The 22192-nt window shown below is 63.3% G+C and carries 14 protein-coding genes and 1 pseudogene; 13 read left to right on the plus strand and 2 right to left on the minus strand.

Going from position 1 to position 22192, the window contains the following annotated elements:
• The first annotated feature begins 80 nt into the window (after positions 1–80).
• The 5 genes and pseudogenes from sov (at position 81) to HKW67_RS01350 (ending at position 11536) form a co-directional block, all read left to right on the plus strand.
• Entirely contained in the window at positions 81–6530 is a 6450-nt protein-coding gene (sov, locus tag HKW67_RS01330; RefSeq protein WP_171223680.1) for a T9SS outer membrane translocon Sov/SprA, read from the plus strand.
• Positions 6531–6614: 84 nt separating this feature from the next.
• Positions 6615–7073 (plus strand): annotated as a pseudogene (locus tag HKW67_RS22885) (ComEA family DNA-binding protein); the annotation flags it as partial.
• 104 nt (positions 7074–7177) lie between these two features.
• Positions 7178–9022, plus strand: coding sequence for a GspE/PulE family protein (locus tag HKW67_RS01340; protein ID WP_171223681.1), 1845 nt, complete (start codon positions 7178–7180; stop codon positions 9020–9022).
• A gap of 88 nt (positions 9023–9110) precedes the next feature.
• Complete coding sequence (locus tag HKW67_RS01345) at positions 9111–10277, plus strand: type IV pilus twitching motility protein PilT (protein WP_230981099.1); 1167 nt, start codon at positions 9111–9113, stop codon at positions 10275–10277.
• A 62-nt stretch (positions 10278–10339) separates the two neighbouring features.
• Complete coding sequence (locus HKW67_RS01350; protein WP_171223682.1) at positions 10340–11536, plus strand: type II secretion system F family protein; 1197 nt, start codon at positions 10340–10342, stop codon at positions 11534–11536.
• A 1437-nt stretch (positions 11537–12973) separates the two neighbouring features.
• On the opposite strand, the gene HKW67_RS01355 is transcribed toward HKW67_RS01350, so the two are convergent.
• Positions 12974–14020: an AraC family transcriptional regulator gene (locus tag HKW67_RS01355; RefSeq protein WP_171223683.1), complete on the minus strand. Its 1047-nt coding sequence runs from the start codon at positions 14018–14020 to the stop codon at positions 12974–12976.
• A 207-nt stretch (positions 14021–14227) separates the two neighbouring features.
• On the opposite strand from HKW67_RS01355, the gene HKW67_RS01360 reads away from it, so the two are divergent.
• From HKW67_RS01360 to HKW67_RS01380, 5 genes are all read left to right on the plus strand, one after another.
• Complete coding sequence (locus tag HKW67_RS01360) at positions 14228–14731, plus strand: hypothetical protein (protein WP_171223684.1); 504 nt, start codon at positions 14228–14230, stop codon at positions 14729–14731.
• A 37-nt stretch (positions 14732–14768) separates the two neighbouring features.
• Positions 14769–15434, plus strand: a complete 666-nt coding sequence (locus HKW67_RS01365; RefSeq protein WP_171223685.1) for a hypothetical protein — start codon at positions 14769–14771, stop codon at positions 15432–15434.
• A 519-nt stretch (positions 15435–15953) separates the two neighbouring features.
• Positions 15954–16187 (plus strand): hypothetical protein, encoded by a 234-nt coding sequence (locus HKW67_RS01370; RefSeq protein ID WP_171223686.1) that lies wholly within the window; start codon positions 15954–15956, stop codon positions 16185–16187.
• On the plus strand, positions 16187–16894 hold the full coding sequence (locus HKW67_RS01375; RefSeq protein WP_171223687.1) for a hypothetical protein: 708 nt from the start codon (positions 16187–16189) through the stop codon (positions 16892–16894). Before HKW67_RS01370 ends, HKW67_RS01375 begins: the two co-directional genes overlap by 1 nt.
• Positions 16895–17044: 150 nt before the next feature.
• Positions 17045–18517: an amidase gene (locus HKW67_RS01380; protein ID WP_171223688.1), complete on the plus strand. Its 1473-nt coding sequence runs from the start codon at positions 17045–17047 to the stop codon at positions 18515–18517.
• A 630-nt stretch (positions 18518–19147) separates the two neighbouring features.
• Here the strand turns inward: HKW67_RS01380 and HKW67_RS01385 are convergent.
• Positions 19148–19846: a TetR/AcrR family transcriptional regulator gene (locus tag HKW67_RS01385; RefSeq protein ID WP_206044564.1), complete on the minus strand. Its 699-nt coding sequence runs from the start codon at positions 19844–19846 to the stop codon at positions 19148–19150.
• A gap of 228 nt (positions 19847–20074) precedes the next feature.
• Here HKW67_RS01385 and HKW67_RS01390 point away from each other — a divergent pair, with 228 nt between their 5' ends.
• From HKW67_RS01390 to HKW67_RS01400, 3 genes are read left to right on the plus strand one after another with little or no spacing between them, the layout of a single operon-like run.
• Complete coding sequence (locus HKW67_RS01390; RefSeq protein ID WP_171223690.1) at positions 20075–20692, plus strand: rhodanese-like domain-containing protein; 618 nt, start codon at positions 20075–20077, stop codon at positions 20690–20692.
• Positions 20689–21465: a sterol desaturase family protein gene (locus HKW67_RS01395; protein ID WP_171223691.1), complete on the plus strand. Its 777-nt coding sequence runs from the start codon at positions 20689–20691 to the stop codon at positions 21463–21465. The genes HKW67_RS01390 and HKW67_RS01395 overlap by 4 nt, the downstream gene beginning before the upstream one ends.
• Positions 21458–22129: an MBL fold metallo-hydrolase gene (locus tag HKW67_RS01400; RefSeq protein ID WP_171223692.1), complete on the plus strand. Its 672-nt coding sequence runs from the start codon at positions 21458–21460 to the stop codon at positions 22127–22129. Before HKW67_RS01395 ends, HKW67_RS01400 begins: the two co-directional genes overlap by 8 nt.
• Positions 22130–22192: the final 63 nt, after the last annotated feature.

Consider the following 22192-nt stretch of genomic DNA (forward strand, 5'->3'; position numbering starts at 1 on the left):
GACATGGCTGGCCGCTGGTACCCCACGACCGGAGTTCGGTGCGCAGGCTGCTCCAAACATGGGCGCTCGCGGTAGTGCCCATGGCCTGGCCCATGGCGCTGCCGATCGCGTTGCTCCCGGCCGTTTCCCTTTTGGCGTCGCCGCTCGCGGCTCAACAGGTCGTCCCGAGGCCTGCGCCGCTGCCTCCAGGGGCGCGTCTGGCCGCGGACACGCTGCGGCTCAGGGTCCCCTCCATACTCGGCCCTCTCGGGGTCGCTACGGCGCTGCGCCCGGATCCGGCCCGGGTCGCCGACCGTGCCGTGGCCATCGCCCGCCGGCTCCACGACGAGCGGATTGTGGCCCGCTGGGGACAAACTGTGGTGCGCGGACTCTCCGCGCCCGGGCCGACGGTCGCGGTTGTCCGGTCGGACAGCGGTCCGACCCCGGGCGCCCTCGTCCCGCTCGTCCCGCAGCGCCGGGTGGGTGCCGACGCGGCCACCCAGCTGGCGACCGACCTGCTGGGCGACATCGGCGACCTCGGGATCGCGCTCCAGTCGCGCCTCGAGTCGAAGGTGCAGCGCAGTCGCAACGAGCGATGCACCACGGCGCAGCTGACCATCCTCGGCAACAATTGCTTCGGCATCTTCCAGCCCGCCTTCGACTTTCAGTTCAACGTGCGCACCGGCGGCGTCGTCGCCGATCGCATCTTTGTGAATGTCGACTACGACTCGCAGCGCGAGTTCGACGCGTCGAACAACATCTCGGTGCGCTATCAGGGCAAGTCGGACGAAGCGCTGCAGACGCTGGAAGTCGGCAACGTCACCTTCCAACCGCCGGCCTCGCGCTTTCTCACCGCCGGTATTCCGTCGGGCAATTACGGCATCCAGGCCACCGGCCAGATTGGCCCCATGCGCTTCACGTCCATCGTGGCGCAGCAGAAAGGCAACGTCTCGAAGGACAACGTCTTCACCATCGGCGAACGCTCGCAACAGCAGGTCGACCGCGTCATCGAAGACATCCAGGTCGAAACGCGGCGGTTCTTCTTCACGGTCGATCCACGTTTGCTCGGCGGATACCCGAACATCGATTTGCTGAACCGGCAGCAGATGCAGCAGCTGGCCGCATCACTGCCCGATTCGGTGCGACCGGCACGGCTGTACGTGTATCGCCAGCTCATCGGCGCCGCCAATCAGAATCCGCGCGGTCCACAGTTCTCGGTGCGCGGTGCGCGCAACCCGTCGCGCCAGATCTACGAGGTGTTGCGCGAGAACGTCGACTACTACGTCGATCCCTCGCAGCTCTGGATTGCGCTGGTCCGTCCGCTCAATCCCAACAACGAGCGCCTCGCCGTTGCGTACGAAGTGACCGTGAATGGCACGTCCGGGCGCAACGTGAACACCGGCGGTACGCCCGACATCGAGTTCACCGCCGATCCACAGTTCGCAAATCTGCTCTGGGAACCCGAGCTGCAGCCCACGAACACCGCCTACTTCCTGCGCGAACTGAAGTCGGTGTACCGCCTCGGCGGCGAAGATCTGCAGCGTCAGACGATCAAGCTCAAGCTCGTGACCGGCACGTCGGGCGATCAGGAAAAGCCGATCGATCCCTCGCGCGGCGAAACGTATCTGCAGCTGTTCGGCCTTTCGCAGGCGACCAACTCGGCGGCGTTCGACGTGGAGAATCGCGTGTGGCCGCGTCCCAATGATCCGAACACGCTGGCGTCATTCGCTGGCGGCAACGGCCAGCAGAAGCTGATCCGCGACTACTTCGTGTTCTATCCGTCGCTGCAGCCGTTCGCGCGCGGAGGACTGGCGCAGCCTCTGGCCAATCCCGCCAACGATACGCTGTACCGCTATCCCAACGAGTACCTGTATTCGGCGCAGCGCCCGCAGGCCATCTATCGCATGGTGGCCAGCTACCTGTCCGAGGGCGGCGGCAGCACCCAGTCGATCAAGCTGAGCACCATTCAGGTACGGCCCAACTCCGAGCGCGTGTCGCTGGACGGCCGCCTGCTGACCAAGACCACCGACTACGAGATCGACTACGACCTCGGCATGATCACCTTCAACCGCCCTGACACGCTGTTCGCGACGCCGCGGCAGGTGTCGGTGCGCTACGAAGAGAACCCGCTGTTTGCGGCGGCGCCCACCACGATTCTCGGCTTCGCGTCACAGTTCCCACTCGAAAACGGCCAGTTGGCGTTCACCGCCATCTCGCAGAGTCAGCGCTCGGGATACAACCGGCCGCCGCTGGGTTTCGAACCCGTGGGCTCGTTGGTGGCCGGCGTGACCGGCAACCTGGCGTGGGATGCGCCGCTCCTCACGCGAGCCCTTGGCAAGTTGCCGTTCAAGCAGAGCTCCACGCCGTCACGCGTGAGCCTGCAGGGCGAGTTCGCGATGAGCAAACCGCAGCCCAACGCGGCGGGGCAGGCGTACATCGAATCGTTCGAAGGGGAAGGCGCCATTCCCGGCATCTCGCTCTCCGAAGGATCGTGGTACTACAGCTCGCGTCCATCGCTCGGCAATACGTTGGCCGCGCGCTTCGGCAGCAGCACCTTCTCGGTGAACCGTGCCGCGACGATGGCCTTCCAGAACAACGGCGTCGATGTCGCCGGCAATTTCATTCAGTTCAACATCCAGCAGATCGATCCGTCGGTGCGCATCGTGGGTAGCGGTGTGCAGTCGCCCGAGCAGTTGTTCTGGATGACGCTGTATCCGCTCAAGACCGGCGGCATCTTCGATTTCGAACCGGGCACGGCGAAACGCCGGTTTGCCTGGACGATCGGTGACAATACGCTGGTGGGCAATACGCCGTCCGGTCGTCGGTGGCGCTCGTTGCGCACGGTCATCAATCCCAGCGGGGCCGACCTGTCGCGCACGGAAAACATCGAGTTCTTCGCGCTCGTTCAGTCCGAACAGTTGAAGGTGAAGCGTAATCCCACGCTGGTCTTCGACTTCGGTGAGATCAGCGAAAACAGCGTAGCCTTCGCGCCCGAAACGCTTATCGTGAATTCGCCGGTACGTCAGGGGCTCCCGGCCGACACGACCTACAAAGGCAAGCGGCTCGTGGGCTTCGATCGTTTCGACTCCGAACGCGATCCGTTCTCGCGCGCCTTCAACGCGGCGGAGAACGACAAGGGTCTGCCGGGCGATGTAGCGGATACGATTGTCGTGGTGAACCGCACCGGCCCGACGCCGGTGACCACCACGCAGAACAAGGTGGCCATCTGCACGCAGGCCGTGCAGATCGTGCAGGTGCTCGGCGACAGCCGCGCGAATTGCGGCGCGCGTAACAACCGGCTCGATGAAGAAGACATCGATCTCGATGGCCAGTTGAACATCCCCAATGCCGCTATCGATCAGGAGCAGTACAAGCGCTTCGTGGTCGATCTTGCCGACACGCGCAACTGGACGCGCGTGGGTAAGTGCTATCAGCAGCAGGATTCGACAGCAAACGGCGTGGTCAGCGATTCGTTGTGCTGGGTACAGGTGCGCATCAACTGGCGCGCGCCGGCCGAAGAGCAGAACAATCCGAACGACCGGCGCATGCGCGCGCTTCGACTCACGATGGTATCGAGTGCCGAATCGGCCGATGATGCGTTCGTGCGCGTCGCGCTCACGCGCTTGAAGCTGGTCGGCGCGCCGTGGCTCAAGCGCAGCGTGGAGCCGTTGTCGGGCATGGCCGGCGACTCGGCCGGGGTGGTGGGCGGATATGTGATTGCCAGTGTGATCGGCACACTCGATTCCACCTCGTTGGTGCCGTACACACCGCCCCCTGGCGTGGTTGAAGCGCCCGAGAACAGACAGTCCGGCTACGAGAACACGCGTCTGCAGGTGAACGAGCGCGCACTGCGACTGCAGGCAGGTATTCCTGGCCGTCAGTTCCGCGCGTTCGATCGCGCCGAGGCGTTCTTCCGGTTCCAGGAGGGTACCAAGACCTTCATGGGCTACAAGACGCTGCGCTTGTGGATGCGCGGTCGCGGTAACGGCTGGGGGCAGAGTGGCGAGTTGAACGGCTACGTGAAGATCGGGCGTGACGAGAACAACTTCTACATGTATCGCACGCCCGTGAACGCCGGCCCGGGGCTCAGTGCCTGGGAGCCCGAAGTGCGGGTCGACCTGCAGAAGTTCCAGATCCTGCGCGCGCAGCTCGAGAACAACTTCCTGAAGGGCTCCGCCGATTCGGTGTCCTGCTCCGGCGCGGATCTCGAGCTGATTCGTCGCTCCGGCTTGCCACGAGGTGTCGCCGTGCGTCGCTTTGCCGTCTGTCAGGATGGCTACATCGTCTACAGCGCCGATCCCACGGTCACGCCACCAAACCTCGCTGGCGTGCAGGAAATGGCGGTCGGCCTCGTGCGCGTGGATAGCGTGCCGCGCGGCGGCACCGGCATCATGAGCAACGATACGCTCGAACTGTGGATCAACGACATTCGCCTCACCGACGTGGTCGACGATATCGGCTTCGCCGGCGAGCTTGGACTCGCCGTGAATGCCGGCGATCTGGCCGACTTCCGCATGAATGTGAGTCGTCGCGATCCGAACTTCCGTCAGCTCAATGAAACGCCATCGTTCCTGACCACGAGCGGCGTGAGCGTGGGCACGACGCTGCACCTGGAGCGGATGCTGCCGTCGCGCCTTGGCATCGTCATGCCGTTCAGCGTCGACTACGCGGGCTCGGGGGTCAATCAGCTGTTCATCAATCGGACGGACGTGCGTGCCAGTGGCATCGAAGGATTGCGTAATCCGAGCGATCGGCGCGTGAACTACTCGTTGGCGCTGCGAAGGGCCACGCCGATGGGCGGTGGGTGGTATGCGCCCCTGTTGAACGGACTCGCACTCAACGGCACGTGGTCGAACGCTGCGTCACAGAGCGCGTTCCAGAAGGCCACCAACAGCGCCTATGCGCTCGGCGCGTCGCTCAATCTCTCCGATGATCGTCGCGAGTCGAAGCTGCCGCGCGTGGTCGATGTGCTCTTCGGCATTCTGCCGCGTGGGCTCCGTGAAAGTGACGCGATTCGCAACTTCCGTGGACAGCGGTTCCGCTGGTCGCCGACCGCCTTGCGGCTGTCGAGCTCCATGGCGCGCCAGGCCAACTCGAGTACGTCGTTCACGAAGGCGGCCGAGTCGCCGACCGATACGGGTCAGGTCGCGAACGGACTCACGCATTTCTGGCAGAACAGCGGTACGCTGGAGTTCCGTCCATCGGCCGGTCTCACGGCCTCCATGAACGCGCGTCAGCTGCTCGATCTGCGCGACTACCGCACCACGTCGCTATTGCCGGACAGCACCGACCGTGGACAGGCGGCGGCCGCCGAGCGCTTGCAGGTACTGGGTACGACGCTCGGGCTCGAGCGCGAACGGTCGCTCACTTCGGCGATCCTGTTCCAGCCCACGCTGGCCGTGTGGTTGCGGCCGCGAATCGACTTCAACTCCACGTTCAACCTGAACAAGGATCCGAATGCACGCGCGCTCTTGCGTGAACAGGATTCCACGGGTGCGTATCGCTTGCCCAAGCGACTCGGTGCGGCGCAGACACTGAGCACCGGTACCACCTTCGACTTCGGTCGCTTGATTGCGACGCGCACGAAGGAGAAGACGCTGGTGAATCGACTGGGACGGATGTTCGCGCCCATCGATGTGTCGTGGCAACAGAGTCTCACGTCGAACTACGACAACACCGCCTTCATTCCCGGGTGGGGCTATCAGTTGGGGCTTGGGGGTATTCAATCGTTCCGCGGGCTCGATACCCGCCTGGCCACCACGGCCGGGCGCCTGCGGCGCGCCACCGCCACCGGCTCGCTCAATCTGCCCTTCTCGCTCACAGTGCAGTCACGCGTCGAGAACGGCACTACCGAAACGTGGACGCGTCGCACTTTCGACGGCTTTCAGGCCGTCATCACCAGTACGCAGCTGGTAAAGCCCGACTATTCCGTGCGCTGGAGCTGGCGCCCCGTGCGGCTGCGGAAGGTGATCACGATGTTGAACGTGAACGGGCGCTATCTCGTGAGTGAGCAGGAAACGACCATCCCCAACGAAACCGGCGGGTTGGCCGATCGCAGCCGCACCACGGCCCGCAGTCAGCCGCTATCGGGCGCGATCACCTGGGCCTTCCTCGGTGGACTGACCACCAACGCGTCACTCGACCGCACGCACCGCGAAGACAGTCGCCCCGGTTCGCTCACCAACGGCGACACGCGGCGCGTCTCGTTCGATGTGGCCCGGCGGTTCAAAGTGCCGAAGCGATTCACCACGCGGAACGCCACGGTGCGCACCTCGCTGTCGTACCAGAGCGAGGAGTCGCAGTCGATCGTGCAGGGATCGTCGTCCACCAACGCGGCCGGCGAGGTCATCACGATCCCGCCGTCAGTGCTCACCGACAACGGCCGTCGGGCGTTCAACTTCAACGCGGATACCGATCTGTCGGAACTGCTCACCTTCAGTCTGACCGGGTCGCGGGTCGTGAACTTCGACCGCAATTTCAACCGGCAGACGTCGAACCTGATCTTCAGTGCGGTGCTGCAGCTCCGCTTCTTTGCGGGTGATCTGAAGTAGCTCCGGCGTTCCGGCGCGTGATAAAGATGATACTGGCGTCGTGCGGGTTACCACCGCGGCGCCGACTGTCACTACCGTGGCATCATGCCCACGCCCGCGGAACGTCAGGCCCTCCTGTTTCTCGCGGCCGTCGCGGTGATCGGCGGCGGCGCACGAGTGCTGAGTACACGCCAGCTCTCCCGCGACGTCGCGGAGGCAGAGCAGGGGCCCGCTCCGAACACCGATCTCGCCACGCGCGCCCTCGACGCGCAGATCGCCGCGGTCGACTCCGCCCGTCGGAGCGGCAAGACGAAGAAATCCGCTACGCGAGCAACATCAAGCCGCCGCGCCCGGCAGTCGACACTCGACAGCGCACGGGTGCCGGAGCCGGTCCTTTCGATCGATGTGAATGAGGCGACGGCCGCAGAGCTGGAGCGTCTGCCACGTGTCGGACCCGCGCTAGCCGCCCGCATCGTGGCGTGGCGCGTGAAGAACGGTCCGTTCGAATCTTTGGAAAGCCTCCGTCACGTGCGTGGCATCGGGCCGGCCACGGCACGGCTGCTCGCCCCTCTGGTGACGTTTTCGGGGCGGCACAGTCCATCCCAAAGTGAGGCACCTGCCTCGCCAGCCCCCGCGCCCCGTACGTGTCCTAGCCGAAATCAGTACTCATGGCTGCTACTGTTTCCCCGCTCTCTGGTCGAGCCACCGAACGGCTCGGCGATCTCCTCGTCAAAGAGGGGCTACTTACTCGCGAACAGCTGGCAAAGGCGCTGCAGGAGCAGTCCAATACGCCCGGCCAACGCATCGGGCTGACCGTCGTCAAGATGGGCATGGTGCCGGAAACGGAAGTCGTGCGCATGCTCGCACGACAGTACCGGATGCCGGCCGTCGATCTGGCACGCTTCGAGGTCGACACGCGCCTGCTGAAGCTGATCCCGGCGGAGCTGGCGTCAAAGCACACCGTGCTGCCGCTCAAGCGCGACGGACGTCAGCTGACCGTGGCCATCGCCGATCCGACCGCCATGTCGGTGATCGACGATCTCAAGTTCATTACGCGCTACGACATCGTCCCCGTGCTGGCAGGCGAGTACTCGATGCGCGCGGCGATCGAGAAGCACTACGAAGCGAACGAAGTGCACATGCAGTCGCTGCTGCAGGACATCGCGGCGGCTGAGGAAGACGACGTCGAAGTCCTGGAGGCCCAGGAAGACGCCCAGGACGCCAGTGTGCTGGCGGCGCAGGTTGATGAAGCGCCCGTCGTCAAGCTCATCAACGCTATCCTCGTCGATGCCGTGCACAAGGGCGCGTCGGACATCCACTTCGAGTGCTTCGAACACGAACTGCGTGTGCGCTATCGCATCGACGGCGCGCTCGCCGAAGTGATGAAGCCGCCCCTGAAGATGCGTGCGGCGCTGATCTCGCGTTTCAAGATCATGGCGTCGCTGAATATCGCCGAACGCCGAGTGCCGCAGGACGGTCGCATCAAGCTGAAGGTTGGCAAGAAGGTCATCGACTTCCGCGTCAGCGTGCTGCCCACGCTGTTCGGCGAAAAGGTCGTGCTTCGAATCCTCGACAAGGGAAACCTCACCCTCGATCTCGAGAAGTTCGGTATCGAGCCGCGCGCCGAGCGCGAGCTGATGGAAGCGATCTCGAATCCGTACGGCATGGTGTTGGTTACGGGCCCGACCGGTTCGGGCAAGACCACGACACTGTACTCGGCGCTGTCGAAGATCAACAACGGCGACACGAACATCATGACCGCCGAAGATCCCGTCGAGTACAACCTCTTCGGCATCAATCAGGTACAGGTGCGCACCGAGATCGGCATGACCTTCGCGGCCGCCCTGAAGGCGTTCCTGCGTCAGGACCCGAACGTCATCATGGTCGGCGAAATCCGAGACCTGGAGACGGGCGGCATCGCCATCAAGGCCGCGCTCACCGGCCACATGGTCATGAGCACGCTGCACACGAACTCCGCGCCCGAAACGATCACACGATTGCTGGACATGGGTCTCGAGCCCTTCAACGTGGCTTCGGCGCTCAACCTGATTCTGGCGCAGCGACTCGTGCGCCGGATCTGCAGCAAGTGCAAGGTGAAGTACGAGCCCGACGCCGCGGAATTCGCCGGCGCCAAGGTGAAGTCAACCACCACGATGCGCGAACTCAAGTTCACCGACGAAGCGCTCGACAACGCCAAGTCGCGCGCCACGCCGGAAGCCGTTCCGTTCCTGACGAACCTGTCGCTCGATACCACGATCGGCGAGCTCCCGTACTTCAAGGGACATGGCTGTGACGCGTGTGGCGGGACCGGACTGAAAGGTCGACAGGGCTTGTACGAAGTGATGTTCCTGACGCAGACGCTCAAGAAGCTGGTGATGCAGAACGCGGACGTGCAGGTGCTGCGCAACGCCGCGATCGATGAGGGCATGCTGTCGCTCCGCATGGACGGCTGGCTCAAGGTGCTCAAAGGAGTGACCACGCTCGATCAGGTCATCCGTGAAACAGCAAGTTGAGTTTGTGTGACGGTGGGGTTTCCTCCCGCCGAAACGCTCGTCCACATCCGGGACGCCGATTGACGCCCCGTTCACGACTGCCCGCGCGATGACAGCTCCCGCCCAGACACCCGTATCACTGCGCACCCTGCTCGATGAAATGATCGAGCGGGATGCCTCCGACTTGCACGTTTCCGCCGGTGACCGGCCGAAGCTGCGGGTCGATGGTGATATCGTGAACTCCAGCATCGAACATGTGCTCACGCCCCGGGACACGCTGCAGCTGGCGTATTCGGTGCTTACCGAGAATCAGAAGAAGCGATTCGAAATGGAGGACGAGCTCGACTTCTCGTTCGGCATCGCGAATCTCTCCCGGTTCCGCGGCAACGTGTTCAAGCAGCGCGGCTGCGTGAGCATGGTGATTCGTTGCATTCCGTTCCACATCAAGACGTTCAACGATCTCAATCTCCCGCCGGTGATTGCCGGCTTCGCCGACCGTCCGCGCGGCCTCGTGCTCGTGACCGGCCCGACCGGCTCTGGCAAGAGCACCACGCTCGCGGCGATGATCGACAAGATCAACACCGAGCGTCGCGGGCACATCATCACGGTCGAAGATCCGATCGAATTCATTCATCGGCATCGCAACTGCATCATCAATCAGCGCGAGGTCGGCGCCGACACCAAGAGCTTTGCGTCGGCCCTCAAGTACGCGCTCCGTGAAGATCCCGACGTCATCCTGATCGGCGAAATGCGCGACCTTGAAACGATCCAGGCCGCGCTCACCATCGCCGAAACGGGTCACCTCGTGTTCGCCACGCTGCACACCAACAGTGCGGCCGAAGCGATCAACCGCATCATCGACGTGTTTCCGGCGCACCAGCAGAGTCAGGTCCGCGCGCAGTTGGCGTTCACCCTCGAGGGCATCATCACGCAAGTCCTGATGCCCAAGATCAGTGGTCGTGGCCGGGCGATGGCCGCGGAAATTCTGGTGATGACGCCAGCCATGCGCGCGCTGATTCGTGACGACAAGGTGCACCAGATCTACTCGCTCATGCAGGCCGGTAAGAAGTTCGGCATGCAGACGATGAACGATGCGCTGTACCAGCTGTACGTGTCGCGCCAGGTGAGCGCCGACGAGTGCATTCGCGCGTCGGGCGATCCGAACGAGTTCCTGCGCATGATCGGCAAGGGGCCGACCGACGACAATCTCTCGGCCCCGCCGCAGGCCAACCGTAACGGCGATCGCGCCGTGGTCGGCGGCCTCGGGAAACGGTAGCTCCGCACCCGCTGTCTCTGAAGCTGTTGTAGTGGTTCTCCGCACTTTGACTATCTGATACCATGCCTACGTTCACCTATACCGCGCGCGGCACCAACGGCGAGCTCAAATCGGCCACGATCGACGCGCCCAGTCGCGACGACGCGGTCGCCCAGCTCCGCCGCCAGCGTCTCACGATCATCAAGGTCGACGAGTCGCGATCGACGCCGAAGAAGACCGGTGGGTCGATCGGCATGCGCGACATCGTGATCTTCACGCGTCAGTTCTCCACCATGATCAACGCCGGCCTGCCGCTCGTGCAGGCACTCGACATTCTGGCGCGCCAGAGCGAGAACAAGGCGCTGGCGGCGGTGGTGCGCGAAGTGGTGTTCGACGTGGAGTCGGGTAACACGGTCGCCGATGCCATGCGCAAGCATCCGAAGGCGTTCAGCGACCTGTACACCAACATGGTCGCGGCTGGCGAAGCGGGCGGTATCCTCGATACCATCCTGAACCGCCTCGCGATCTTCATGGAAAAGAACGACGCCCTCGTCCGCAAGGTGAAGGGCGCCATGATCTATCCCACGGTCATTCTCTGCGTGGCCGGCTTGTGCGTCGTCATTCTGCTCTGGAAGGTCATTCCGGTATTCAGCAGCATGTTCGACAGCGTGGGCATGGAACTGCCGCTCCCCACGAAGGTCGTGATCGGGTTGTCGCACTTCCTGACGACATACTGGTGGGGCATCCTGATCTCCGGCGCCGGCGCGGCGTTCTTCACGAAGCGCTTCTACGCCACGCCCGGTGGTCAGCTGGTCATCGACAAGGCGCTCCTCAAGGTGCCCGTGCTCGGCGACGTGCTCCGCAAGTCGGCCGTGTCACGCTTCACCCGTACGCTCGGTACGCTGATCTCGTCCGGCGTCAGCATTCTCGACGGCCTGGAAATCACTGCGCGCACGTCGGGCAACCGCGTGGTGCAGGACGCCATCATGGGCAGCCGCGCCAGCATCGCCGGTGGTGACACGATCGCGGGCCCGCTGCAGAAGTCCGAAGTGTTTCCGCCCATGGTGATCAGCATGATCGCCGTCGGCGAACAGACCGGCGGCCTGGACGAAATGCTCAGCAAGATCGCCGACTTCTACGATGACGAAGTCGACGCCGCGGTGAGTGCCCTGCTGTCGCTGCTAGAGCCGGTCATGATCGTGTTCCTCGGCGTCGTGGTGGGCGGTATGATCGTCGCGATGTACCTGCCGATCTTCGACATGGTGAATGCGGTGAAGTAAGGGGGGACCTGTACGCTCTCACGCTCATCGATACGGTTTCTCACGCTCTATCGACAATCTTTCAGGTTGCGTCGACAATCAGATCGAGGGTGAGCGGAAAGTGGTTGACGATATAGAGATGCTGGATGTGCCGAGGGCCTCGGGAAGTCTCCGGGGCCCTCGTTCGTTTCCGCAGTTCAGGCGTTTCGGCGCCCGCAAGGGTGTGCGTGCCACGACACTCCACTATTTCAGCCCCACGCAATTTGAAGAAGCAGTAGCTTGCAGCGCAGGACGCCTGTCTCAACTCGCAAGCTTAAGGAGGCATCCCATGCCGGTTCGTTCGCGGTTGATGCGGTGCCTTTGCCTGGGAGCGGCCCTGACGACAGGTGCCCTTAACGCGCAGGCCCCCACGCAATCGCCTAATGAGATTGGCCAGATCATTGATGAGGCCTTACGCACGGTGACTCCGCCCGAGAACCGCCTCACGAGCTACACGGTTGAGGAACGAGGAATCCGCTTCGATTACGGCCGCACGTTGGCGACGTTCAAGAGGGCGGATAGTCCGGAGGCGCGCGAACAGCTTCGTTTGACTCGCGCCGTCGCCGAGGGGTCAAGAGCGCTCCTTGAGGATTGCGATCAGATGGGGAGTCAGGCGTGTTCGCGACTGGGACGGTCGGCATATGTCGCTGTCGAGCTCATCTCCGCCTCGGCGACCGAGACTGCCGTGTGGGTGCACGTGGAGTGGGCAACTACGTTCCCGAAGCGATCTTACCTCTCCTCAGCTTCCACGGAAGTGTTCCTCACTCGTAGCGGCTCGGGCCCATGGCGGTTTGCTCGCGTGGGAAGACGCATCGTTTCCTAGACGTACAACCGCCTCGCCCTCAGCGTAAATCTGCTGCGACGCGTGCGCGACGGGTTGATTCGTTTCTGGCGCGACCACCACCTGCCGACTTGGATGCTGATCGCCGGGCTAGCCACGGTGGTGTTCGCGTTCCTTCTGGCATTCCATTCCTGTCCGCTCCGGGGCGGCGTCTACGGGTTGGGCAGGCCCACGTTCCGCCTCCCCGCGCGTGGTGCTCGAAGCGGGCCTCAACGCGTGGGTTCCGGTAGCGACAAAATCTGCGCGAGAATGGCGCACTGAAGTGCGCCGGGTATGGTACTTAGAACGACCTACGACGAAGCTGACGAAACAGCGTGAGAGCCTGTCGATAGAGCGTGAGAGCGTACATCGCGCCGCAATTGATGTCCGGAACTAGCCGGAGTTGATGTCGCGGACCCGCCAGAAAACGTGTTGCACGGTAAGACGACTAAGAGAAAGTGATTAACGAAAGCCCCGCCGCGAGAAATCCGCGCCGGGGCTTTCGTAATGACGTCTCACGGGGGATCGTTGGAGGCCTCGGGTACGCAGATGCCGGGCGAGGTACTCCGGTATCGATTTCCGATCCTCACCGACTCAGGTCACTGTCTCATCGACCGGTCAAGCTGCGCCTCACGTCGGAACGCATGCGGCGCCTTGCCTGTCCACCGCCGGAACGCGCGATGAAACGCACTCGGCTCCGAGAACCCGAGCAGGAACCCCACCTGCCCGGCCGAGGTATGGGGGTTCGCGAGGTGACTGATGGCGAGGTCGCGGCGCAGGGCATCGACGAGCTGCTGGAACGTCGTGCCGTCGCTGCGCAGCACGCGCTGCAGGTTGCGCTCGCTCATCGCCAGTTCGCGCGCGACTTCGGTGAGCGTCGGCACCACGCCCTTCATCCGCGCGGCCACCACCTCCATCACGCGGCGGGATGGGGTTCCGTGGTGCTCGAGGCGTGCGAGCACTTCGTCGGCGTGTCGCTCGAAGACGGCGAGCAGCGCCGGGTTCGCCGAGAGGAGCGGTTCGTCGACATCTGCCAGCGGGATCATGAATCGGTACTCGCTCATGCCGAAGTGCACGGGCGCGCCCAGCACGCGCTCGTAGTCCGCCAACTCCTCGGGTGGTGGCGCCGGTTGCCGGAACCAGACGGCCGATGCGGTGAGCGGCTTCGCCGTGAGGCGGCCGAGTTCGCGCGCGAGTCCGCCCCACATGGTGTCCATCGCTTCGCGGGGTCGGCGCAACAGGTAATTGTCGGTCCCTTCGACGAAGGTGCAGCGGCAGTACGCCGTCGTCGCCTCGCGTACCACCTCGAGGCGCAGTCCGTCGTTGAGCACGCCTACGTAGCGCGAGAGGCGATCGAGGACCTGACCCACTGTCGAGCAGCTGAGCACGACGTAGCCGAGGATGTCGAGGCTCCCGGGACTGTAGCGCTCGGCCATGTGGAGGCCGACGGCGGGATCGCCGGTTTCGCGCACGACGTGAGCCCAAAGGCGTTCGATTCTCGATCCCGCGACGCGCTCATCGCTACCGGGCGGCACGCTGATCTCGATGTCGCACGCCGTCGCGGCGTCCACGGACGATACGCCACGCGCGTCGAGGTACTGGTACATGTCGGCCACGATCGACGCGGCGATGGTCGTCTCGCGCAACGAGCCTCCAGATGGGTGATGGGCGCTTGCAGTCAATTTACTGTCGCGCCCGGTCATCGGCGCCCCTGGCCGCGACCCGTACGCTTCGTCCATCACCTCAACGGAGTGTCTCAGAATGCGTCTGCTGTCCGTGGCCCTGGCTCTCGCCATCGCGATCCCCACCGCAACGCCCCCTTTTTCGGCCCAGGCCGCCCCGACCCCCGCCGCATGTCCGTCGCGATCGAATCGGACGTGCTTTCGTACGGTCTCAAGGGCTACTCCGGGATCGTCAGCGCCTCTTTCGCCAGCGGACTCCAGATGGCCCTCGGCGCCGGTCGCTACGACGTGCCCACGTTCCTGCTCGAGGGCGACGCCAACTTCGACACCGCGCGCTGGAAAGCGACCGCCACGTCGATCCAGGTGCTACGCGCCATGTACCGTTTTCACGGACCAATGAAGAACGGGCTCGCCCTCGGAGCGATCGTTCTGAACCAGAACTGGCGCCTGCGCGGCGAGAAGCTGACCGGCGAGACGAAGTTCCAGCCGCTCAGCGTAGGCGTGACCGCCGGGTATTACATCCATCTGGGGAAGCACCTGTACCTGTATCCGACGACGGCCTTCACGTACAACACCGTCGCATCGGGATCGGCCAGTCTTCAGGGCCAGGCCTACCGTGTTGCCAAGTGGGCGCCGAACGGTTCGCTGCACATGGGCTGGGAATGGACGCGATGAACCACCTGCGGCGAGCCTGAACTCGACAACCCAAACGATGCCAACCGCCGCACACTTTTTCTTCATTCCCATTGTGTTCTTCTTGGGACTGTTCTTCGGCGGGCTGCTACCGCGACGACGCTTCGGGGTGGCAGCCGGTCAACTGAGCCGTCGGGCGACTTCTGCCAAAGCGGTTGCACTGGCCTCTGCCGTGTTCGCACTGGTGTTTGTGTTTACGCATTTGCTATCGCACACCAGCGGAGCGCACAGTCTGTCCGTGCATTTGGGAGGGCAGGCCCTCTTTGATCAACGTCCATCGTTCTCTTCCTCCGAGGTCTACGTTCGTTTGACGGCGTTTGGGGAAGCAGGCCGAAGCATGTACCAGCGGTTCACCTACACCGATGATGTTGTCTTTCCACTGTCGCTGCTCGGCTTTGTCTATTTGCTGGGGCGGTTTGTGGGAGATCGCAGTGCCGTGGGTTCTGGCTTGCGCTTCATCCTGCAAGGGTTGCCGCTGGTTTGGTTCGGGTTTGACATGTTGGAGAATGCCATGGTCTACCACTTGATTGGCCAGTATCCGTTGACCAACGACACCCTCGGCAATGTCCTCGGGCTGGTCACCGTGACGAAATTTGCGCTGCTCCTGGCCAGTGTCGTCGTGTCTGCTACGACGAGTATCGTGTTTCGCAGACGGGATCATGAACCGCCCGGGAGGCTGGTTTAGCCGAGAAGATCCAGGGTAGTGTCCGTGTCGCTCGTACGGGTCGAGAACTCCACGTCGTCGACGCTCCGCCACTCCCCGTCGCGATGGATCACTTCGGTTGTGCACAGCCCAATTACGGCCCGCGGCGAGCCGGGCCGTTCGCCGACCTCCCGCTCCGCGTCACGGACCCACCGGCGCGACGTCTCCTGTACACCCCAGCAGGGGGGCAATCTGGGGGCAATCGCGCCGATGGTGGCCCACTGCGAGGTGTGGTGAGGCGTTTGCTCCCGTTCCAACCGCACGGCGCGCTCGCGGACGTGAGCACTAAATCGCTGTGCTCGGGATTTCGCCATGACTCCAAGGCCGCCACCGTGGCGCTACGTATGGCCGTCCCTCACATCGTCGGTCTCGGCCCGCAAAACCCGTCGCGATCGGCCATCGGGCTGGCGCATCCGGTCACTGTGGCGGTCACCGCAAACCGGCATCGTCCCGTTGTCGCTGCTCGCCTCAACGCACCAACCGACACCAGTCAATATCGCCATGCGCATGCTTCTCACTGCCGCCCTGATCGCCAGCCTCCCCCCGTCGGCCAGCGCGCAGTCGCCCGCGCCACAGCCCACCTCAACCATAGCGTCCGGTGACTGGCGCGCCACCGTGACGCTGTTCCGCACGCCAGGCACCGGGCGGCAGAAATCCCGCGGCCACTTCGCCGCCTTCGTCGCACTCTCTACGACGGTGATCAACCGGTTGGTCGGCTTCGGAGTGCAGTTCTGATGGATACGATCAAGGCTTCCCCTGAATCGATCGCTCCTCGCCTGGCCGGAGCGACGTACGTGGCGGCGAGCGTCGGCTTCCTGATCGTCTTCTCGTGGCTGGCCAGTCGCTTCGGCTATCCTGACGTGCTCGACCTCCCCGCCGCCGAAGTGCTCCCGCGCCTGCTGTCACTCGGTGGTGCTGGTCGTGCCGTCTGGGCCATGTACGCCCTGCTGCCGTTGATGCTGATTCCTGCGGCGGCCGGTGCGGTTGGCGCACTGAAGCGCGCCGACGGTCGCAGTGACACCGCCGTGCGCATTGGTCTGCAACTGCAAGTGTTCGCCGCACTCTGCATGACGCTCGGCCTGGCGCGCTGGAGCACCGCGCAGTGGTCGCTCGCCACCAGTTGGCAGCTCGCCGATGCGGCACAGCGGGTCGGCCTGGCCGCAATGTTTGATGTCCTGAACGTGTTCCTCGGCAACGGCATCGGTGAGTTCGTGGGGGAGCTCACGCTCTACGGTTCATTCCTCGCGTTTGCGATCGCGCTCCATCACAACGGTGCAAAGAAGGTTGCCGCGCTGGGCGCTGTCACTGCGCTGGCTGGCTGGATCGGCATGTTCCGCAACATCACGCCCACTGTGCAACTCGCGGCCGATGTGACGAACGTGCTGCTGCCGCTCTTCCTGATTGCCTTCGGTATCTCCCTCCTACGTGGCAAAGCCTCATGAGCACCAAGTCACTCCATCCGCGACTGTTCGCCTCGGTGCTTGCGCTGGAACTATTCGAGTACAGCACTGGCGGTGATGCGAACGTGTGCCGCATCTAGCAGCGCTGCTTTCAGTGCAACCCACAATCCAGGCCGTCTCAATGGAGAGACCATGAAATCATCCCTCAATTTCCTTCCAGCCAGCACGCTCGCCGAAATGATCCGCGCTGGCGATACCACTTCTCGGCAAGTCGTTGAGGCTTGCTTCGCGCAAATAGGAAAGCAGAACCCCACGTACAACGCCATAGTTACTCTCCACGAGGCTGAGGCGCTTGCCCAGGCAGACCAGGCAGATCAAGCCAGGCGCGATGGCAAACCATGTGGTCCACTGCATGGAGTTCCGATTACGATCAAAGACACGTATCGCGTCAAGGGCTCGCGCACCACGGCGGGTTACCTCCCGCTGAAGGACCACATCCCCGATACCGATGCGGTGGCGGTCCAGCTGCTGAAAGAGGCCGGCGCAATCATTGTTGGCAGGACCAACACGCCGACCCTTGCCATGGACATGCAAACCGACAATCCCGTCTTCGGCAAGACCAATAATCCATGGGACGTTACTCGTACATCAGCCGGCTCCAGCGGCGGATGCGCCACTGCGCTGGCAACAGGCATGACATCCCTTTCGCTGGGAAGTGATCTGGCGGGCTCGATTCGACTGCCTGCGAGCTTTTGCGGAGTCTATGGATTGAAGCCGACCCACGGCGTCGTGTCGTTTGAAGGACACATTGTGCCGCTCCCTGGGGAGATCAATGGCTACCGTACGCTGGCCGTTGCTGGGCCGCTGGCGCGTTCGATTGATGATCTGGCGCTCGCGTTGGACGTACTCACACAACCGACGTCTCAGGACAGAAATATCGCGCCGCTGCTTGCTGACATGGGCGGCAACGTCGACATCGCCAACCTAAAAATTGCATGGACCGATGACTTTGGTGGGGTTCCGGTGAGTGCAGAGATCAAGGACAAACTGCACGCCTATGTGAAGACATTGGCTCAAGCGGGTGCCACCGTCCACAAGCTTGAACCGCAAGGACTGGACTACAACGAAATCTGGGAGACCTGGGGCAGTTTCGTGGGGGCACAAGGCAATTACGACATGTCGAACGTGAAGCGCGCCATCGGTCATCTGTTCTCAAAAGGCACACTGAAAAATCTTCCGATGCAGCGAAAGATTGTGGGCCCGACTTCTGTGAAGAAGCTGATGCAGGCCTTTGAACTGCAAAGCCGGTACATCACGAAGATGGACAACTTTCTTTCGGATTACGACGCGTGGCTGTGCCCAGTCAGCGCGACCACCGCGTTCAAACACCACGCGCACAGCAAGATGCTTGGCGACTTCAAGATCTACGACACGCCGTTGCAAGTGGATGGTGCTGACGTCCACTATTACGTCGCCACTCAGTCGTACACGACCATCTTCTCGACCACCAACAGCCCCGTGGTCTCCATGCCAATCGGCTTGGGCCACTCCGGTCTTCCCGTGAACATCCAGGTCGCGGGCAAACGGTACAGTGACCGGCGATTGCTCAAGGTCGCCAAGGTGCTGGATTCTTACAGCGACAAGTTCCAGTACCCACTTCAGTAATCGTCGGGCATCGTCTCGGGTGGCAGGTCGTCGCGTTCATCACTCAGGCGTCGGCGATCGACCAGATTCTCGCGCACCTCCGGACCCACGCCCCCCGCGAGCCGGACGCTCACGCTTCGACTCGGAGGCCACGTCGCCTGGCGGGGCCAGAGACGGCCTGCCTGAGGTATGTCACGCCGCCTGGCCGGGGGTGACATTGACTCCTGCGACGTCGTGCGCGGAGAACATCAGCATGCAGAACGCTCTCGTTTGACGACGAGACGCCGCGCGTGACTGTGGTTAGCGTTCAGTGGCGTTGGTGAGCACCACAGCCGCATTCCGCCTGAGCCCCACCAGCTCCGCACGCAGCTCCGTCGCAAACGACACGTTCCCCGGACACACCTCTTGGGACATCTGTCGGCAAAACCGTTTTGAGTTGGCGCTCGGGACCGGGAGGCGAACTCTCATCTGGGAGCGGGCTCGGTCGCAGCATTTTGGCTATCAGGTCCGTTGCAAGGTGCATGGCTGCGGCGTTGCATGCTCACCAGTGATGGTATTCTTCGCTCGTATTCGCGCGGCGGCGCATAATGAGCGCGCCGCACAGCGCGCCGCCTCGGACCATGCCTGACGGACCAGGTGAACCTGACCCTTTCAGCGCGCAGGCGGCGCCGCCGCAATAACGCTGCGCATGACGAGCATGAGCATGGCACCTTCGTTTGCGTTCGGCGTGGGCGTGCGCGGCGATGTGGTGGGTCGCATCATGGCGAGGCCATGCGCGACGGCGACAAACAGGTTCGCCAGCGCATCCGCCGTCGCCGGTAGCTCGCGCCCCGCCTTGGCAAACAATGCCGCGACCACTTCGGCCAGTGCGGTGCGCTGCGCGACCTGCAGCGCATCGATCTGAGCAGCCAGTGCGGTGCTGCGCTCTGCCTGTCGACGAATCTCTACACTGAGGCGCGGCCAGTCTGCGTTCGCGCGCGCGGACTGCAAGTCGTGGCCAATGGCATCGAGCACCGACGCGACATCTCCATCCCTCGCGAGGAAGGCCCGGAACGCTGCCTGTTCTCGCTGCTTGTGCTGTTCGAAGAGTTCGATGAACACCGCCTCCTTCGTTGGGAAATTTGCGTAGAACGCGCCCTTTGTATAGCCGGCGGCCGCTGCGATGCGGTCAATCGAAGCGCCAGCATAGCCCTCGGCGGCCAGCACGGCTCGCGCCGCGTCGAGGAGTCGCTCTCGGGTCTCAGCCTGACTCAGCGCCCGGGTGGAACGAGGACGTTTGTCTTGCGCGGACGCCGTGGACGGCTTGGCGAGCGCCCGGCGCTTTTTGCTGGTTTTTGGACTCGCGGGCATGGATGTCGTCGGCAAAATGGTCAGGAACTGCGGTAGTTGAATATCGTGCCCTTGCATTTCAGATACTAGTCAGTATCTATTCACATACTGATCGGTATCTCAAAACCTTTCTCCTCGGCCAACGAGAGGTGCGCTGGTGGCAACAACTCGGATTTTCGTGACTGGCGACGTCTCCGAAACCCTACGCGACAGCGCCGAGTGGTTTCGTTCTCCACTGAGGATTGCCGCATGAACAACGCACTTCGAAACGCACCCATGCATCGCGGCGACGGTGTCCTGCGTTCGTTTGCCCGCCGTGGCTGGCGATTTGGCCTTGGATCGCTTGCGTTGTCGGCCACTCTCGTGGTTCCCGTCGGCGCCACCGGTTCGGGCAATTCGGCCGAGAGCTCGGGCTCTCTGCTCTGGTCGTCGATATTCAAAATGATTGCGCACAAGTGGCCGTCGGTGCAGCAGCTCTCCACCGCTGAACTTGCACAGCGGATAGAGGCTCACGAACCCGTGCTGCTCATCGATACACGTGCGAAAAGCGAGTACCTCGTCAGTCATCTTCCGGGCGCCGTTTGGGCGGAGAGCCCTGCGCAGTTGCGCGACGCCGTACTCAACGTTCCCGCCACGCAGCTGATCGTGCTGTACTGCTCGGTCGGGGTGCGTTCGTCAAAGGCGGCAGACCTGTTGATGCGTGATGGTGGCCATACGGTCGCCAACCTGCGCGGCTCGATCTTTCAGTGGGCCAACGAAGGCCGCGCGCTCGAAGCCGATGGCCGGCCCACTGCAGTGGTGCATCCGTACAATCGGTTCTTCGGACAGCTCCTCGAACCTCGCCTGCGGGCACCGGGCGCGCCGTGATTGACGCCGTCACACTGGCCTCGTGGCGCGCGCCGGCCTCGATCGGCGTGATGTCGCTGCTCTTCGGGTGGGAAACGGCCCAGCCGTTCCTCGCGCTGTTCGCGCGCGCGCCGCATCCATGGCGAACGCGACTGCGTCACGCCGCCACCAACATCGGTATCGGCGTGCTCAACGGACTGGCGATCCGGTTCGGATTTCTGGCGCTCTGGATTGCGACGATGCAGTGGGCGGCGACCGCGGGCGTGGGCCTGCTCCAGTGGCTCTCCGTGGCGCCGGAATTTCGCTGGATCGTCGTGCTCTTTCTGCTCGACGCATGGACGTACGCCTGGCACCGGTTGAATCACACCGTCTCATTCTTTTGGCGTTTTCATCGGCTGCACCATTCCGATCGCGCGATGGATGTGACGACAGCGAACCGCTTTCACTTCGGCGAGATCACGCTGTCGTCGCTGGCGCGTGTGCCAATCCTGGCGCTCATCGGCTGTGGGATGGAAGAACTTGCGCTGTACGAGGTGCTTCTGTTCGCGGTGGTGCAGTTTCACCATGCCAACATTGGCCTGCCGGACTGGATCGATGGCGCGCTGCGCACCGTCATCGTCACGCCGCACTTGCACAAGGTGCATCACTCCGTGGTCATCGCTGAGCAGAATGCGAACTTCAGTTCGCTCTTTTCGTGGTGGGATCGGATTGCGCAGACCTTTCGACTCGCACCGGATCTGTCGCAGGTGGTGTTTGGTGTCGACCACGATTCCGCCACGGAGCCCCATGCTTGAAATTGCTGACGACGTCTTCCAAATCTCGGTTTTTCCGCGCAACGCGGTCAACGCGTATCTGATTGGTGCAATCATCGTGGACGCGGGGGTGCGCTCGTCCGCCGCCCAGCTGAAAAAGGCGTTGGGCAAGCGCGCATTGACCTCGCACATGCTGACCCATGCCCACGCCGACCACCAAGGTTCCAGCGCCTTTCTGTGTGACCAGTACCGCCTGCCACTGTGGTGTGGCGCGCCAGATGAATATGCCGCCCAAACCGGCCAAGTGACCGGCGAATACCCCAACCCGCGCCACCCGATTGCCCGACTCCAACAGCGCCTGTGGGCTGGGCCGGGGCACCCCGTCACCCGCACCCTGCGCGAAGGCGACATGGTCGGCGACTTCCGCGTGCTCGAAACTCCGGGGCACGCGAGTGGTCATCTCGCCTTGTGGCGCGAACGCGACGGCGTGCTGATCGCGGGCGATGTGCTCGTGAACATGGACATGTTCACGACCCGGCCTGGCCTGCACGAACCGCCAGCCATGTTTACTCATGACGTCGCCCAGAACCGTCAATCCATTCACAAGATTGCGGCGCTCAACCCGCGGGTGATTGGCTTCGGGCACGGCCCAGTCTTGCGCGATTCCGATCAGTTGCTGGAACTGGCGTCGCGGTTCGGCAAATGAATGTGACGCACGCGGCAGCGTTTCGGCGCCAGCCGTCATGCTGCGCGTGCGCGCTAGCTCAGA

Origin of the sequence: Gemmatimonas groenlandica (assembly GCF_013004105.1) — a bacterium.
Taxonomy (GTDB): domain Bacteria; phylum Gemmatimonadota; class Gemmatimonadetes; order Gemmatimonadales; family Gemmatimonadaceae; genus Gemmatimonas; species Gemmatimonas groenlandica.